Genomic DNA, 14,606 nt, shown 5'->3' with positions numbered 1-14,606 from the left:
TACGAGTGGGGAGAGGTCAGTTGACGGCGGCGGGCGAGGCTTCCGTCTGCTGCTCCTTGTCGGCGGTCCTGGCCGACAGGGTGAGGAAGGCGCGGGCCGCGACGAGCGAGACGACCCCGAGGACGACCACGAACAGGACCGGGAGCACGATCGTCCCGGAGGCCGACAGCAGCGACTGCAGGATGACCGGAGCCAGGCCGCCGAGCACACCCGCGAGCCCGTACGCCGTGGAGATGCCGGTGTAGCGGACCTTGGCGGGGAAGGCCTGGGCGAACATGCCCGCGACGATCGCGTAGTACATGACGTCCGGGATGGTCGCGAGGACCGCGCCGGTCACGGCGAGCGGGAAGCTGCCGGTGCCGATGAGGGCGAACATCACCGGGATCGTCGGGATCTGGCAGGCCAGGATGACGGTGACGGCCTTGCGGACGCCCCAGCGGGTGGCCAGCACGGCGCCGAGCGGCTGCACGAAGAACTGCACGATGCTCGCGACCAGGATGACGGTGAGGAAGTCCTGCCGGTCCATGCCCACTTCGCCGGTTGCCCAGGACAGTGCGAAGGTGTCACGGGCGTAGACGATGGCGAAGACGGTGAACGCGGCGCCGACACCGAGCAGCAGCAGCTTGGAGTGCTCCCGGAACAGGGTGACGACCGGCACCTTCACGGTCTGGTCGGCGGCCCGCAGCGACACCATCGCCGGGGACTCCTCCAGGCTGAGCCGGATCACCAGACCGATGATGACCAGCAGGGCGGAGGCCAGGAACGGGATCCGCCAGGCCCACGCGAGGAGCGCGTCGTCGGAGAGCCGGCCGACGGCGAGGAAGGACAGCGTGGCCAGGATGCGGCCGGTGGGCGAGCCCTGCTGGGCGAAGGCCGCGAACAGGAACCCGCGTTCCTTCTTGGCGTGTTCGGTGGTGATCAGCACCGAGCCGCCCCACTCGCCGCCGAGCGCGATGCCCTGCACCGTACGGAACAGGGTCAGCAGGATCGGCGCGGCCACACCGATCTGCCCGTACGTCGGCAGACACCCGATGCCGACCGTGCTGACACCCATCAGCAGCAGCGTCGCCACCAGCGCCTTCTTGCGGCCCAGGCGGTCGCCGAGGTGACCGAAGAGGATCGCGCCGAGCGGGCGGGCCAGAAATCCGACCCAGAAGGTGACGAAGGAGAGCAGCACACCGATCGCCGGGGGCACGTCGGCGAAGAACAGCGGGGCGAACACCAGGGCCGAGGCGGTGCCGTAGACGTAGAAGTCGTACCACTCGATGGTCGAGCCAAGATAGGAGGCCCAACCCGCCCTGCGGGCCATCTTCTCCTCTGCGGGAAGCCGTCTGCTCGGCATCTCGTCCCGTCCTTCCGCTAGAAGCAACGTGATCGCGCTCACAGGGAAGCTATGACTGCCGACTGGTTTCGTCTAACACCAAAGTTCCCTACCGTTGATTCGGCGGCGCGACACAATCGCCGGTGACCTGCGAAGGAACGGGAGTTCACGTGGAGCTGCGGCACCTGCGGTCGTTCGTGACGGTCGCGGAGGAGCTCAACTTCCGGCGCGCGGCGGAGCGTTTGCAGATGTCGCAGCCGCCGCTGTCCCAGCAGATCAAGCGCCTCGAGCACGAGGTCGGCGTCGCGCTGCTGCGCCGCACGACGCGGCAGGTGGCGCTCACGGCGGCGGGGGAGGCGTTCCTGACGGAGGCGCGGCGGGCGCTGCGGGCCGCGCAGGAGGCACCGCTCGCCGCCCGCCGGGCCGCGAGCGGACAGACCGGGGTGGTGCGGCTCGGGTTCAGCGGGCCGACCTCCCACGAAGTGCTGATCATGATGACCCGGAAGTTCCGCGAGCGCCGGCCGCGGGTGCGCCTGGAGATCCACGGCCCGGTGTACGGCGGCGAGTTGGTGACCCGGCTCACCGACGACGAGATCGACGCGGGCCTCATGCGGCTGCCGGTCGCGGGCACCGGTATCCAGGCCCGCGAACTGACTCGGCACCCCATCGTGGTGGCCCTCCCGGCGGGCCACCGGCTCGCCGGGCGCGCGGAGATCGGCATGGCCGACGTCCAGGAGGAGCCCGTCGTCAGCCACCCCACCAACCGCGGCGCGGGCATCGTGGCACTGATCCACACCGCGTATCTGGCCCACGGGTCGAGCCCGCGCATCGTCCAGGAGGCGCCCGACACGCACACCATCCTGACGCTGGTCGGCGCCGGCGTGGGCATCGGCTTCGTCCCGTCCTCGGCCAGTCACCTCAAGGTCCCGGGCGTGGTCCTCATCCCGGCCCGCGACATCCCGCCCCTGCCGCTGGCCCTGGCATGGCGGGCGGGCGACCCGAATCCGGCGCTGCACGCGCTGATCGACCTGCTGGACGAGATCGCGGGGGACTGCGCCGATCCCGTGGGCTGACGGGAGGGGCACGGTCAGCTGCGCCGTTGCTCCCAGAGTTCGCGCAGGGCCGCGTTGACGGCGGCGGGTTGCTGGGTGTGCGGGTAGTAGCCGGGTACGCGCACCAGCCGGGCCCCGACGATGTCCGCGACGGCCTCGGCGCAGGCGATCAGCGGCTCACCCGCGTAGGTGCGATACAACTCCGGCGCGTCCTGCCAGGTCCCGCAGATCACGAGCTTCGGCCACGGGGCGGCCCGCAAAGGCTCCAGGGGTACCTCCGCCTCCCACACCGGTCGTTCGCGCATCGACGTGGCGACGGCGCGCAAGCGCTGCGGAGTGGGCGCGGGCATCGGCATGCCCAACCCCTCCGTGGAAGCGCGCAAGTACTCCTCGGGCGTGACGGAATCCGGCACACCGGAGCTCTCGCCCACCCGGCGCAGCATGGCCTCGACCGTCGGGTGGCCGGCGGCCGCGGAGAACGCGGCGGGCTGGATGAGGGCCAACGAACGTACGAGGTCGGGTCGGCGGGCGGCGGCGAGCATGGCCGCCAGGCCGCCGTTCCCGTGACCGACCAGGTGTGCGCCGTCGGTCCGACGCTTCAGGACTTCCACCAGGTCGTCGGCGTCGGTGTCGAAGTCACTGCGGTCGGTGTCGGGGCTGCGGCCGTAGCCGCGGCGGTCCACCAGCAGCAGACGGCGGCGGTCGGCCAGCGGACGCTGGGCGGCGAAGCCGTACGCCTCGTCGCTGCCCCACGTAAAGATGTTGTGCGCGAAGACCGCGGGTGTTCCCCTGGCGGCGCTGTCGTCCCAGACCGTCACGTGAATGGTGTTCATCGGCGCTGCTCCGTTTCCTGACTACGAGAGGTCGAAGGGGGCGGGGGCGTGGCCCTCCCAGATCCGGCGGGATGCCTGTTCGGGGTAGGGCAGGGTCGTCGACTCGGCGTCCAGGACACGGGTCAGCCGCCCGTCAGGGCGGTGGGCGGGCCATCCGGCGTCGCCGGTGGTGATGAAGCGGACCCACGCGTCCCTGAACTCGCGGGAGAGCGCGAGGGCCTCGGGGGTGGGCTCGTCGCCGATGAGCTGCGCGCCGACCGGGCTGTTCAGGGTGCCGAACGCCAGCGGAATGTCGAGGCCGTGGCATGCGCCCAGGGCGCCGCCCTGGGCCGGGGCCGTCCAACCCAGCTCGAACAGGTACGAGGTGCCACCGGCCGCGGCGTTCGCCTCCGCGAGCTGCTGTGACGGCATGCGGAAGAGCGCGTCGGAGTAGACCGTCTCCACCAGCTCCTCCGGATCCGCCGTCGGGAACGCGGCGCGGTAGCGGTCCGCGCCGTGCGGCCGCGGCGCGAGCAGTTCGAGGGCCGCGGAGGCGTCCTGTTCGGTGAAGGTGCCGCGCCGTCCGCTGATGACACTGAAGAGTCGGAACTCGTCGCGGGCGTGGCCGACGAGCAGCTCGGTCCCCCGCGCGCGTCCTTCGCTCAGAGCCGGCCAGGGCGTCTCGGGGAGGATCTCGCCGTCGACGACGGGGCACAGGGAGGTCCCGCTCTCGGTGAGCCGTCCCCAGCGCTCCCGGTGTGCGTGGAGGCCGGCGTTGAAGGACGTGAGCTCTGCCGCGAGGTGCCAGGGGTCGATGTCGCGCCATGCCGCGGCGGTGGCGTCCGTCGTGCCGAGCCGCTCCCCGAGCGCGGCGGTCACCTGCCGGGCCAGCGCGGGAGTGCTGTGCAGCCCCGGCACCGAGTGGGCGATCGCCCGCCGGAACAGGCCGTGCGCCCGCTTCATGGTCAGGAGGGCGGCGACCGACCCTGCCCCGGCGGACGTTCCGCCCACGGTGACCCGGTCGGGGTCGCCACCGAAGGCCGCGATGTTCCGCCGCACCCATTCGAGCGCCGCGATCTGGTCGAGGAATCCGCGATTGGGTGGCGCGTCGGGGAGGAACGCGAACCCCTCCGCGCCCACGCGGCAGTTGATGGTCACCACGACGATGCCCGCCTCGGCCAGCATCGCCGGGTCGTACATCGGGTCGCTCGACGCCGCCGAGACGTAGCCGCCGACGGGGATCCACACCAACACCGGCAGTCCCGCCGCCCCTGGGTCCGGGGTGCCGACGTCGAGGGTCAGCCAGTCCGTGCCCTGGGGCGGGCCGGTGTCGACCGGGAGGGACAGCGGCACCACGGGGCCGAACTCCGTGGCCTGCCTCGTCCCCGTCCAGCTGTGCGCGGGGGCGGGCGCGGCGAAGCGGAGCGCTCCGACCGGGGGCTGGGCGTAGGGGATGCCTCTGAACACCGCGTGGCCCTGCCGGCGGAGCCCCTGCACCACGCCTTCCACGGTCCGCACCCCTGGCTGCTCGGGCAGTCGCACAGGCATGACACTTCCCCTCGTCGAGTGGTCACCGGGTTTCAAGTCAAGTGTATTATGTCGAGCGTATTGAAAAGGGTTCGGGACGGCAAGGGAGAGACCGGCGATGCCGAAACAGGTGGATCACCGCGGGCGCCGCGAAGTCATCGCCCGCGCACTGTGGCGCGTGGTGGAGCAGCGCGGTGTCTCGCATCTGACGATGCGTGTGGTGGCGCAGGAGGCCGGTATCTCCCTCGGGCAGCTGCAGCACTACTTCGCCTCCCGGGCCGCCATGCTCGCCTTCGCCATGGACTTCGCGTCCGAGCAGACCTCGATGCGCGTCGAACGGGGACTCGCGAAGCTCGGTGACCGTCCGCACCCCCGGGACGTTCTGCAGCTGACGCTCGCGGAAATGCTCCCCCTGCACGCGGACGCCCGCGCGACCAGCCGCATGAGCGCTGCCTACGTTCTGGAGGCGCTGCACGACGAGGCCGTCCACGACCAGGCGCGCCGGGGTCTGCTCCAAGGGCGGGAACTGGTCGAGCAGTTGGTCCGCCGGGCGATCGCCGACGGACACATCGACGCCGACCGCGATGCGGCCACCGAGACCAATCTGCTGCTCGCCCTCACCGGCCTCACCCCCCTCCTGGAGCTCGACGTGATCGGCCCCCAGGAGGCGCTCGACGCCATCGACGCGCATCTCGACAGGCTGTTCAGTGGCAGCGGTCGGGCGCATGAGAGGCGGGGCGGGCAAGGCCGCGCCGCGCCGACGACCTAGAGTCGCCCCATGAGTCGTTGGCAGGAACTGACCGGTGGAAAGTCCGGTGGCGAGTACGCCGCCCGCTTCGAGGCGCTGGCGCGCAGCGGCAAGGATGTGCACGGAGAGGCGTCGTTCTGCGCGGCGCTCGTGCCCGCCGGCGCCCGCGTGCTCGACGCCGGGTGCGGCATCGGGCGGGTCATGATCCGGCTCGCGGAGCTCGGCTACGACTGCGTGGGCATCGACCTGGACGCCTCCATGCTCGACGTGGCGCGGGAGCGGGCGCCGCACCTGCCCTGGTTCCGGACCGACCTCGCCGCATTCGACCCGGCCGCGCTCGGCATCGCCACCGACTTCGACCTCGTGGTCGCCGCCGGGAACGTCTTCCCGCTGCTCACCCCCGGCACCGAGGCCGCCGTGGTCGAGCGGTTGGCCGCCGCCCTGGGCCCGGGCGGACTGCTCGTCGCCGGCTTCGGCCTGGACGCCGCGCACCTGCCCGTGCCGCCCACCATCACGCTGGCGGAGTACGACGGGTACTGCGCGGCGGCCGGCCTGACCCTCGTCGACCGGTTCGCCACCTGGGACGCCGCACCGTACGACGACGGCGGTTACGCGGTGAGCGTCCACCGCCTCGCGGCCTGAGAGCCTGTGAACAAACCCCCGTCTGCGCTGCGACGCCCGGCACGCACGCTCGCGGCGTTGCCGAAACGCCCGAGTAGCTCCGCTACTAGGACGCTCCGGCGCCTTGCGATCGCACGCACCGGACGCCGCAGCGCCCGCCCTTCGGGCGGACGACGGGGGTTTGTTCACAGGCTCTGAGGCGTCAGGCCTCCGGCAGCCCCGTGTTGGGGATGCCGAACCGCCGCGCGTACTGGTCGTTGAGCTCGGCCCAGCCGAAGTCGACGGCCGCGACGCCCCGGATCGGCGGGATCGGGCGGCCTTCGAGCAGCTTCTCCGCCACATCGAGGCAGAGGTGCCAGCCCGCCGCCACCTTCGGGATCCAGTCGCGGTCCCGCACGGTGTGCCGGAGCGTCAGCCGGGTTCCGCTGTCGGTCGCCGCCAGCTCCCAGCGCAGCAGATCGGTGCCGAGGGTGTACTCGAGGAGCACCGGCGGTTCGGCGCGCACCACCTCGGCCGCCATGTCCTGGGGCTTCTCGTCGTCGATCATGGTGATCGTGGCGGCGCCGGCCCCCGAGAGGTCGCGGTCCGCGGTGTAGGGCGCCCATGCGGCGAGCTGCCCGGGTTCGGTCAGCGCGGCCCACACCTTCTCGGGCGGGTGCCGCAGATCGCGGGTGAAGACCAGCGTCCAGCGGTCCTCCGTCTGCGTGCAGTCCACCTGGGCGAGCGGGCTCGGGCGGTAGGTGTCGTCGGGGGTCATGACTGCTCCTGGTTGTCGAGATGGCGCTCAAGGGCGTCGAGATGCCGGTCCCACAGGGCGCGATAGGGCTGAAGCCAGTCGTCGAGCGCCTGGAAGGGGCCCGCGTGGATGCGGTAGATCCGCCGCTGCGCCTGCGTGCGGACGGTGACGAAGCCGGCCTCCCTGAGGACCTTCAGCTGCTTGGACACCGTGGGCTGGCTGACGTCGAGCGCCTCCACCAGCTCGGTCACGCTGCTCTCGGCCCGCAGCAGCCGGTCGAGGATCCGGCGCCGGGTCGGCTCGGACAGCACGGAGAACGTATCGACGGACATGCTTCCTATATTCCCCCACCGGTATATGTGCGTCAAGGCATATAAGGAGTGGGGTGAAGGTGCGCACCGTACGACCCCGCCTGCCCTACGCTGCGTGGGCATGCTGATCGAGCACCGTGGAAAACGGCCCGTGGTCCCCGAGTCCGCCTACGTCGCCCCGTCGGCCGTGCTGTGCGGCGCGGTCGTGCTGGGGGAACGCGCCCGTGTCCTGCACGGAGCCGTGCTCACCGCGGAGGACGGCGAGGTACGGACCGGCCGCAACGTCGTGGTCATGGAGAACGCCCTGGTCCGGGGCAGGGCGGAGCACCCCGCCGTACTGGGTGACTCCGTACTGATCGGGCCCCACGCGCACATCAACGGAGCACACGTCGAGGACGAGGTCTTCGCGGCGACCGGGGTGTCGATGTTCCCCGGGGCGGCGGCGGGCGCGCGCTCGGAGCTGCGGATCAACAGCGTGCTGCACGTCAACTCACGGCTGGCCCCGGACAGCATGGTGCCCATCGGCTGGATCGCGGCCGGCGACCCGGCCCGGCTGTTCTCCCCTGACCGGCACGACGAGTTGTGGGAGGAGCAGCAGGGCCTGGACTTCCCGGGCACCGTCTACGGCGTCCCGCGCGGCACGTCGATGCGGGCGGTCATGGAACGCCAGGTCGACTTCTACGGCGCGCACCGGGAGGACCGGCCCTTGCCCGACTGACCTCCTACGCGTAGGACCGGTCGAGGAGCTCGAAGAACACGTCGCCGCGGACGATCTCGAACGGGTCGCCCAGCAGCTTCGCAAGGTCCGCGATGTCGCTCGGCGTCCAGCTCCACGCGTTGATGGCCGCGGCGACGAACATCGGCTCGTCCGGGTCGCGGCCCTCGATGTGTTTCAGGAGCGCGTCCCGGAAGTCGGCGCCCTTGCCCTGCGGGTAGAAGTTGCCGATCACCGGTATCCCGGCCGGGCGGGACTGCAGATCGCCGGTCTCCCAGGACTGGATGACACCCCGCAGCGGTGTGTTCTTCCGGAACGACGCCATGACCCGCTCGTCGAACGGCACCCAGCCGTCGTTGTCCGCGTTGCGCGGGTTGTACGCGTAGGCGAGATCCATGCCGGTGCGCCGCAGGTAGCGCCCGGTGAGCTCGGTGTACGCGTCGAGCGCCGCCTTCGGCCACGAGCCCGGATAGGTGTACCCGGCGCCGGAAGGACCGCAGACGAGCAGGTCGTTGTCGGTCGCGGTCCTTTGGTAGTAGGCGAGTTGGGCGGGGCCGATGTCCGCGAGCAGCGGGCTGACGGTCCAGTTGACGGGTACGTCGCCGCGCTTGGGGTCGTCCCAGATGTCACGCATACGGCGCTGGCAGTACTGGATGTTGTCGCCCTCGCCGACCGTGAACGTGACGTACACGCGGTTGCGCAGCTCGGCCCTGGGGCGCGCGGGCACCCGGGCGGACACCTTCGCCGGGACACCGGCGTGCACGGTGCCGTTCATGTAGAAGTCGGCGGCGACGACGGGCACACCGTGCTGCGACGCACGGTCAACGCCGCCCCACTCGCCGGCCACGTCGTTGGGGAACCAGCCGGCGTACGGGGTGGTGGGTGCCACCTTGGTGAGTACCTCGTCGAGCAGCTTGCCGGTGTCGCCGGACGGGGGCAGCCACAGCACCATCGCCCGGCTCGCCACCACGTAGTCCCGGAAGTACGGGAAGGGCTCGACGCGGGTGGGCGCGGTGGCGGTCGCGGTCACCAGGTACTGGTTCCACAGGTCCGCTTCGACGGTCAACTTCGCGGCCCCGGCAGGGGCCTTGAAGTGGTAGACGAAGTAGCCTCCGCCGTCGGCGAAGCGGTTCGCCTTGTCGCCGAGCGAGGAGTTCAGGCCGTCGAACAGGTACGGCTTCTCGCCGTCCGTGCCCGGCGTGAAGGACGCGAGCTCCTTGTCGTCCGCCGTGACCGTGACGCTGCCGACGGACGCGCCCCAGCCGTCGTCGCCGAAGGAGTCCTGGAAGCGGACGTAGACATCGTTGTCGCCGCCCAGTTCGGGGCTGAGGTCGAGCGTGCGCACCTTCCGGTTGGAGGTGTCCCGGATCCGCTCGCTCTCCCGCGCCACCTCGCGCCACTTGACGCCGCTCACGCTCACCGTGCGCGTCGGCGGCAGGCCGGACAGCAGGGCGTGGTCGCAGTGCGGGAAGAGCTTGTCGAGCTGCCAGCGGTAGGTGGCGAGGACGTCGTCCGCGTCGAACCGGCCCCGCAGGTCCACCAGTGTCTTCAGGCCGTGCTCGCGCGCCTGGTCGGCGGTGGCGGCCACCCCGTTCCTGAGTCCGGCGAGCGTGGTGGCGACGTTCACGGAGTCCGGCACGTCGGGGTCCACCAGGACCGCGCCGCGCACCCGGTCGCGGTAACGGCCCACCAGATCAAGGGCGTTGTCGTGCCGCGTGACGGACGCCCCGGTGCTCGACAGCCACCGCCGGTCGGCTGTGCCGTCGTCGAAGGTGAGGTAGAGCCGGGGTCCGCTGCGGTTCACCGCTCCCTGAAGGGTCGTCAGCAGTAGCTGGTCGTAGCCGTTCAGGTCGCCGACGTGGGCGACGTCGAGCCGTTTCGGCCGCCCGAAGGACGGCAACAGGCGGGCGGGCGCGGCGCGTTCGGCCGGTGCTGCCGCCGCGGAGCCGGGCAGGGAGATACCGAAGGCCCCGGCGGCCAGGGCCGCTCCGCCGGTTTGCAGGACGGTTCTTCGTGTCACCATCGACGTTCACTGCTCCTCGATCGGGCCACTCTGACATCGTTGTCGACCGTCGGTGAACGTAGCCAGACGGCGGGCAGTTGTCCATGGGGCGCACACGGAGTTCTGGTGCGGCGCCGATCTCTGGCCCGGTCCACGGTGTGCCCTCCGCCGGGACTCGGCCGAGGACACACCGTGGATCCGCGTACGTCAGTCGAGCACCGCCGTCGCCTCGACCTCCACGAGTACGTCCGGCTCGAAGAGGTGGTCGACCCCGATCAGCGAGGCCGGAGGAAGCCGGTCGCCGAGACCCAGCTCCCCGGTCACCTCGCCGACCCCGGCCATGAACGCGTCGATCTTTTCCGGCGTCCACCGCACCACGTAGAACGTCAGCCGCACCACGTCGTCGAAGGTCGCCCCGGCGCCCGCGAGGCCTGTCGCGGTGTTGCGCAGCGCGTGGGCGACCTGGCCCGCGAGATCGCCCGGGGCGAGTTGGACGCCTTCGGGGGTGCGGGCGATCTGCCCGCTGACGTACACATGGCGCGTGCCGGAGGCGACGGCGACGTGGTGGTACGGGGTGGGCTGCAGCATTCCGGCAGGCGTGAAACGGCGCACGGACATCGGGGCTCCTCATGGCGTATCGACTCACAGGTATACCTTTGCTACCTGGTGCACGAAGGACACTTCAACGAGACCAGGTTTCGGCATGGATACCGCCCCCGCCCCGAACAGCGAACTGCGCGTCACTGCCCCGCACCGGGAACTCCTCGACCAGGTGCTGGACAAGTGGTCGCTGAGCGTCCTCAACGAACTGTGCGAACGGCCCTGCCGGTTCAACGAGTTGCGCCGCGCCATCCCCGCGGTGACGCAGAAATCGCTCACCGCCACGCTCCGCCGACTGGAGCGCAACGGCATCGTCGAGCGCGAACTTCTCAGCTCCCGGCCGGTCGCCGTCGAGTACCGGATCACGCCTCTCGGCAAGACACTCCGGCGCCCGATCGACGTACTCCTGGACTGGGCCACGACCCGCATGCCCGAGATCGAACGCGCGCGCAGGGTCTTCGACGGTGACTGATGTGAGGGGGTGTCCACACACGTCCTTCACGCAATCGGGGGCTGTTACCCGCTTATGACATGGCGATCTTGACGTCAAGGGGCCGCGGACAAGTAGGTTCGTGGTGCACCGATTTACCGTGACGAACCGGCGTTGACCACGCCGGCAGGAGGGGGCGTCCCATGGGTTCCCATGCCCGACCCAACCGGCTGCACAGGACCGGAGCCAGATTCGCGACCGTCGCGCTCTTCGGCGCCGTCCTGCCGATCACCGCCGGTGGCATCGCCCAGGCGGCCACGCCGGCCGCCACGCACTCCGCCGAGCAGAACGACGGCGCGTCGGCCGCCGCGACCCAGGACGTCCCCGACATCGCGGCCGAGCACGCCTACCTCCTGGACGCCCGCGACGGCAGCCAGGAGCGCGAGATGTGGGCCGGGGCCAAGGCCGACGAGAGCGTGTCGATGGCCAGCACCACGAAGATCATGACCGCCGTGGTCGTGCTCAAGCACCCGGAGTGGCTCGACCGCCAGATCACCGTCAAGCAGGAGTACCGCGACTACGTCCAGGAGAACGGCGCCAGCACCGCCGACCTCCAGACCGGCGACAAACTGACCGTCCGCCAGCTGCTGCACGCCATGCTGATCCCCTCCGGCGGCGACGCCGCCATGGCCCTCGCCGACAACTACGGCGTCGGGACCACCACGGAGGCGCGGATCGCGAACTTCGTGAGCCAGATGAACGCCGAGGCGGCGCAACTGGGCATGACCGGCACCCACTTCGACTCCTTCGACGGCATCTCGCACGGCGACAACCGCAGCACCGCCCGCGACCTCGCCAAGCTCGGCCAGCGCGCCCTGCTCCAGCCGGTCTTCGCCGATGTCGTGAAGCAGAAGAAGTACGAAGCCGAGGCCCCGGCCGCGAACGGCCGCACCCGGTACTACACCTGGGAAACCACCAACGACCTGCTGAGCAGCTACGACGGCGCCCTGGGCGTCAAGACCGGCAGCGGCGAGGAGGCCGGCTACTCCCTCGTCTTCGCCGCGAAGCGGGACAACCGCACCCTGGTCGGCGCGATCGTCGGCGCCGACAAGGAGGTCTTCGGGGACGCCGCGAAGGTGCTCGACTGGGGCTTCGCACACTGACGGACCCGCCGCGTACGGGCGAAGGCCCGCCGAACTCCCGGGAGTTCGGCGGGCCTTCACTGTGTTCGGGCGAGGTGGCTCAGTCCTCCGGCGGAGGTGGCGGGGTCGGGGCGCCCGCAGGCGGCGCGATCTTCGCGTACGTGCGGGAGACCGGGGTCTCGCCGCCCGCGGCCTCGTCGTGCTGTTCCGGGCGGTCCTCCGGCGGCAGCAGCGCCGCGCGCTTGGCGCCCGGGTCCCAGCCGGTGTCCACGACCCGCTTCTGCCACGTGATGGCGGCGGCCAGGATCAGCAGGCCGACCACGAGCATGAGGATCACGCCCGCGACGTCACCGGCCTTGGCGACATTGCCGAGGATCAGCCCGAGCCAGCCGAAGTCGGCGTCGCCGAACGTGGTGTTGGCCGAGCCGAAGGAGCCGAGGACACCGAGCAGGAACGCGGGCAGGAACGTGATCAGCACACCGTTGAGGAACGACCCGAGCGCCGCGCCCCGGCGCCCGCCCGTCGCGTTGCCGAAGACACCCGCCGCACCACCGGTGAAGAAGTGCGGGACGAGCCCCGGCAGGACGAGGGCCGTGCCGAACGCGGGCTTGAAGACACCGACGAGGAGTCCGAGGCTGACCAGCCCGCCGACGAACGAGCAGATGAAGCCGACGAGCACGGCGTTCTGGGCGTAGGGGAAGACGATCGGGGCGTCCAGGGCGGGGATGGCGCCGGGCACGACCTTCTGCGCGATGCCCTGGAAGGCGGGGACCAGCTCGCCGAGGATCGTACGGACACCGAAGAGGATGACGGCGACGGCGATGCCGAACTGGAGGCCCTGGTTGACCGAGGACATCAGGTAGTTGCCGACACCGGTGGAGGGCGAACCGCCGCCCGTCGCGAACGCCTTGAACGCCTCCGTCTTCCCGACCTTGGCGAGGAAGACGATGGCCATGATCATGTAGATGAGCAGCATCGACAGGGCGGTGGCCACCATCGAGTCGCGCAGGAAGCGCAGGCCCTCGGGCAGGTTCATCTCCTCCGTCGAGCGGCTCTTCTTGCCGACGGCCTGACCCGTCGCACCGGAGACGATGTACCCGGCGGTTCCGAAGTGCCCCACGGCGACGGTGTTGTTGCCGGTGACGCGCTTGGTCCAGGGATGTGCGAAGGCGGGCATCGCGACGAGCATGATGCCGAGCAGCACCGCGCCGGCGACGACCACGACCCATGAGGTGACGCCCGCGGTCGCCATCACCATCGTCAACAGCGTTGCCATGAACAGCATGTGATGGCCAGTCAGGAACACGTACGACAGTGGTGTGAAGCGGGCGAGCAGCAGGCTCACGAGGAAGCCGAGGATCATCAGCCACGCCACGCGCGAGCCGTACTCGGCCTGCGCGATACCGACGATCGCCTCGTTCGTGGGGATGACACCGTGTGAACCGGTGGCTCCCGTGATCATGGTGCCGAGCGGGGCGAGCGAGTTGGTGACCAGCGTCGCGCCCGCGCCGATCAGCAGGAAGCCGAGGGTCGCCTTGATGGCGCCGCCGATGACCTGGCCCGCGGACTTCTTCAGGGCGATGAGGCCGACGGCCGTGATGATGCCGATGAGATAGGCGGGGACGCTGAGAATCTCGTTGACGATGAATTTCGCGATGTCGACGAGGGTGTTCATGCGGACTCCTGGGGAGGGGGAGCGGAAGCGGGAGCGGTGGGGATCACACGTCGTAGAGGTCGCGCATGGCCGCGTCGACCTCCTTGGTGCTCGTGAAGTCCTCGATCACCCGCACCGGCACGCCCACGTCGCCCAGCGTCCGCGCGATCTCCCGCGAGGTCATGATGGCCACGGCCTCGGACGCCTTGCCCTTCGCGGAGATGGTGTCGGTCGCCTCGGTGGTGATGTAACGGCCCCACTTCCAGCGGTCGAGCACCTTGTCCAGCGTCGACTTGAGGAAGAGGCTCGTGCCGACCCCGTTGCCGCACACGGTGAGGATCTTGTGCATGCCGTGTCCCGAGCCCTTGGACGTGGGCTGTTCGGGTGTGCTGCCGGAGGGTTCGGGTGTGGTGTCACCCACGAGGATCCGCCGCAGGGCCTCGGGTGTCGGCGCACGGTCGAGGGCCGCGGAGGTGTCAGGGTCGGCGAGCAGTCGGGCGAGGGCGCCCATCGCCTGGGTGTGTGCCCCGGCGTCCTCGGCGGCGAGGGCGACGACGAGGTGGACCGGGTCGTTCGTCTCGTGCCCGAAGCTCACCGGTGTCGAGAGCCTGACCCATGACATGCCCGTACGCCGGACGGCTGGGGAGGGCCGGGCGTGCGCGAAGGCGAAGCCGGGCGCGATGACGATGTAGGGGCCGTTCTCCTCGACGTTGCGGAGCATCTCCTCGGTGTACGTGTCCGTGCTGACGTCCGTGGAGACGAGCAGGTCACCGGCGGTGCGGACGGCCGCCTGCCAGTCGGGGGCGGCCACGTCGAGCCGGATGGCATCGACGGGAATCAGATCGCTCAGTTCACTCATACGAGCAGTGGTCCCGAGAGGCGGTCCCGTGTCAGCCCGACACGCCGGGCGAAGACACCTTCGTTATGAGGTTCCA

Annotated in this window: 15 protein-coding genes; 6 read left to right on the top strand and 9 right to left on the bottom strand. The window is 70.6% G+C overall.

Annotation, left to right across the window (positions count from 1 at the left end):
* Positions 1-16: 16 nt before the first annotated feature.
* On the bottom strand, positions 17-1,342 hold the full coding sequence (locus ACZ7L4_RS27710; protein ID WP_472106699.1) for an MFS transporter: 1,326 nt from the start codon (positions 1,340-1,342) through the stop codon (positions 17-19).
* Between the two features lie 149 nt (positions 1,343-1,491).
* Here ACZ7L4_RS27710 and ACZ7L4_RS27705 point away from each other — a divergent pair, with 149 nt between their 5' ends.
* The gene (locus ACZ7L4_RS27705) at positions 1,492-2,394 is read left to right on the top strand and encodes a LysR substrate-binding domain-containing protein (protein WP_472106697.1); all 903 of its coding nucleotides are present in this window, start codon (positions 1,492-1,494) and stop codon (positions 2,392-2,394) included.
* 14 nt (positions 2,395-2,408) lie between these two features.
* Here the strand turns inward: ACZ7L4_RS27705 and ACZ7L4_RS27700 are convergent, their stop codons facing one another.
* Positions 2,409-3,206, bottom strand: a complete 798-nt coding sequence (locus tag ACZ7L4_RS27700; RefSeq protein WP_472106695.1) for an alpha/beta fold hydrolase — start codon at positions 3,204-3,206, stop codon at positions 2,409-2,411.
* Positions 3,207-3,227: 21 nt separating this feature from the next.
* Positions 3,228-4,733, bottom strand: coding sequence for a carboxylesterase/lipase family protein (locus tag ACZ7L4_RS27695; RefSeq protein ID WP_472106694.1), 1,506 nt, complete (start codon positions 4,731-4,733; stop codon positions 3,228-3,230).
* 97 nt (positions 4,734-4,830) lie between these two features.
* Between ACZ7L4_RS27695 and ACZ7L4_RS27690 the strand changes: the two genes are divergently transcribed.
* A complete protein-coding gene (locus ACZ7L4_RS27690; protein WP_472106692.1) occupies positions 4,831-5,481 on the top strand; it encodes a TetR/AcrR family transcriptional regulator in 651 nt (216 codons plus the stop codon).
* 9 nt (positions 5,482-5,490) lie between these two features.
* Complete coding sequence (locus ACZ7L4_RS27685; protein ID WP_472106690.1) at positions 5,491-6,102, top strand: class I SAM-dependent methyltransferase; 612 nt, start codon at positions 5,491-5,493, stop codon at positions 6,100-6,102.
* A gap of 181 nt (positions 6,103-6,283) precedes the next feature.
* Here the strand turns inward: ACZ7L4_RS27685 and ACZ7L4_RS27680 are convergent, their stop codons facing one another.
* Both ACZ7L4_RS27680 and ACZ7L4_RS27675 read right to left on the bottom strand, forming a co-directional pair.
* Positions 6,284-6,838, bottom strand: coding sequence for an SRPBCC family protein (locus tag ACZ7L4_RS27680; protein WP_472106688.1), 555 nt, complete (start codon positions 6,836-6,838; stop codon positions 6,284-6,286).
* The gene (locus tag ACZ7L4_RS27675) at positions 6,835-7,149 is read right to left on the bottom strand and encodes an ArsR/SmtB family transcription factor (protein ID WP_472106686.1); all 315 of its coding nucleotides are present in this window, start codon (positions 7,147-7,149) and stop codon (positions 6,835-6,837) included. The genes ACZ7L4_RS27680 and ACZ7L4_RS27675 overlap by 4 nt, the downstream gene beginning before the upstream one ends.
* A 100-nt stretch (positions 7,150-7,249) precedes the next feature.
* On the opposite strand from ACZ7L4_RS27675, the gene ACZ7L4_RS27670 reads away from it, so the two are divergent.
* On the top strand, positions 7,250-7,846 hold the full coding sequence (locus tag ACZ7L4_RS27670; protein WP_472106684.1) for a gamma carbonic anhydrase family protein: 597 nt from the start codon (positions 7,250-7,252) through the stop codon (positions 7,844-7,846).
* 4 nt (positions 7,847-7,850) lie between these two features.
* Here the strand turns inward: ACZ7L4_RS27670 and ACZ7L4_RS27665 are convergent, their stop codons facing one another.
* Together ACZ7L4_RS27665 and ACZ7L4_RS27660 are read right to left on the bottom strand one after the other, a co-directional pair.
* Entirely contained in the window at positions 7,851-9,866 is a 2,016-nt protein-coding gene (locus ACZ7L4_RS27665; protein ID WP_472106683.1) for a GxGYxYP domain-containing protein, read from the bottom strand.
* Positions 9,867-10,052: 186 nt separating this feature from the next.
* Positions 10,053-10,463 carry a RidA family protein gene (locus ACZ7L4_RS27660; RefSeq protein ID WP_472106682.1) on the bottom strand — a complete coding sequence of 137 codons (411 nt, stop codon included), beginning with the start codon at positions 10,461-10,463 and terminating at the stop codon, positions 10,053-10,055.
* An 85-nt stretch (positions 10,464-10,548) separates the two neighbouring features.
* On the opposite strand from ACZ7L4_RS27660, the gene ACZ7L4_RS27655 reads away from it, so the two are divergent.
* Complete coding sequence (locus tag ACZ7L4_RS27655; protein ID WP_472106680.1) at positions 10,549-10,917, top strand: winged helix-turn-helix transcriptional regulator; 369 nt, start codon at positions 10,549-10,551, stop codon at positions 10,915-10,917.
* 161 nt (positions 10,918-11,078) lie between these two features.
* Complete coding sequence (locus tag ACZ7L4_RS27650; RefSeq protein ID WP_472106678.1) at positions 11,079-12,038, top strand: D-alanyl-D-alanine carboxypeptidase family protein; 960 nt, start codon at positions 11,079-11,081, stop codon at positions 12,036-12,038.
* A gap of 79 nt (positions 12,039-12,117) precedes the next feature.
* Here ACZ7L4_RS27650 and ACZ7L4_RS27645 read toward each other — a convergent pair whose 3' ends face one another.
* Both ACZ7L4_RS27645 and ACZ7L4_RS27640 read right to left on the bottom strand, forming a co-directional pair.
* On the bottom strand, positions 12,118-13,692 hold the full coding sequence (locus tag ACZ7L4_RS27645; protein ID WP_472106677.1) for a PTS ascorbate transporter subunit IIC: 1,575 nt from the start codon (positions 13,690-13,692) through the stop codon (positions 12,118-12,120).
* A gap of 43 nt (positions 13,693-13,735) precedes the next feature.
* The gene (locus tag ACZ7L4_RS27640) at positions 13,736-14,530 is read right to left on the bottom strand and encodes a PTS sugar transporter subunit IIAB (protein WP_472106675.1); all 795 of its coding nucleotides are present in this window, start codon (positions 14,528-14,530) and stop codon (positions 13,736-13,738) included.
* Positions 14,531-14,606 lie beyond the last annotated feature (76 nt).

The sequence above is a fragment of the Streptomyces sp. NPDC107575 genome, from assembly GCF_055657265.1.
The sequence above is the reverse complement of the archived record's forward strand: the minus strand, read 5'-3'. Positions and strand labels throughout refer to the sequence as shown.

Bases quoted from the DNA above. Each gene is read 5' to 3' on its own strand.
- ACZ7L4_RS27710 (WP_472106699.1), bottom strand. From the start codon at position 1,342: ATGCCGAGCAGACGGCTTCCCGCAGAGGAGAAGATGGCCCGCAGGGCG.
- ACZ7L4_RS27700 (WP_472106695.1), bottom strand. From the start codon at position 3,206: ATGAACACCATTCACGTGACGGTCTGGGACGACAGCGCCGCCAGGGGA.
- ACZ7L4_RS27695 (WP_472106694.1), bottom strand. From the start codon at position 4,733: ATGCCTGTGCGACTGCCCGAGCAGCCAGGGGTGCGGACCGTGGAAGGC.
- ACZ7L4_RS27690 (WP_472106692.1), top strand. From the start codon at position 4,831: ATGCCGAAACAGGTGGATCACCGCGGGCGCCGCGAAGTCATCGCCCGC.
- ACZ7L4_RS27685 (WP_472106690.1), top strand. From the start codon at position 5,491: ATGAGTCGTTGGCAGGAACTGACCGGTGGAAAGTCCGGTGGCGAGTAC.
- ACZ7L4_RS27680 (WP_472106688.1), bottom strand. From the start codon at position 6,838: ATGACCCCCGACGACACCTACCGCCCGAGCCCGCTCGCCCAGGTGGAC.
- ACZ7L4_RS27675 (WP_472106686.1), bottom strand. From the start codon at position 7,149: ATGTCCGTCGATACGTTCTCCGTGCTGTCCGAGCCGACCCGGCGCCGG.
- ACZ7L4_RS27670 (WP_472106684.1), top strand. From the start codon at position 7,250: ATGCTGATCGAGCACCGTGGAAAACGGCCCGTGGTCCCCGAGTCCGCC.
- ACZ7L4_RS27665 (WP_472106683.1), bottom strand. From the start codon at position 9,866: ATGGTGACACGAAGAACCGTCCTGCAAACCGGCGGAGCGGCCCTGGCC.
- ACZ7L4_RS27660 (WP_472106682.1), bottom strand. From the start codon at position 10,463: ATGTCCGTGCGCCGTTTCACGCCTGCCGGAATGCTGCAGCCCACCCCG.
- ACZ7L4_RS27655 (WP_472106680.1), top strand. From the start codon at position 10,549: ATGGATACCGCCCCCGCCCCGAACAGCGAACTGCGCGTCACTGCCCCG.
- ACZ7L4_RS27650 (WP_472106678.1), top strand. From the start codon at position 11,079: ATGGGTTCCCATGCCCGACCCAACCGGCTGCACAGGACCGGAGCCAGA.
- ACZ7L4_RS27645 (WP_472106677.1), bottom strand. From the start codon at position 13,692: ATGAACACCCTCGTCGACATCGCGAAATTCATCGTCAACGAGATTCTC.
- ACZ7L4_RS27640 (WP_472106675.1), bottom strand. From the start codon at position 14,530: ATGAGTGAACTGAGCGATCTGATTCCCGTCGATGCCATCCGGCTCGAC.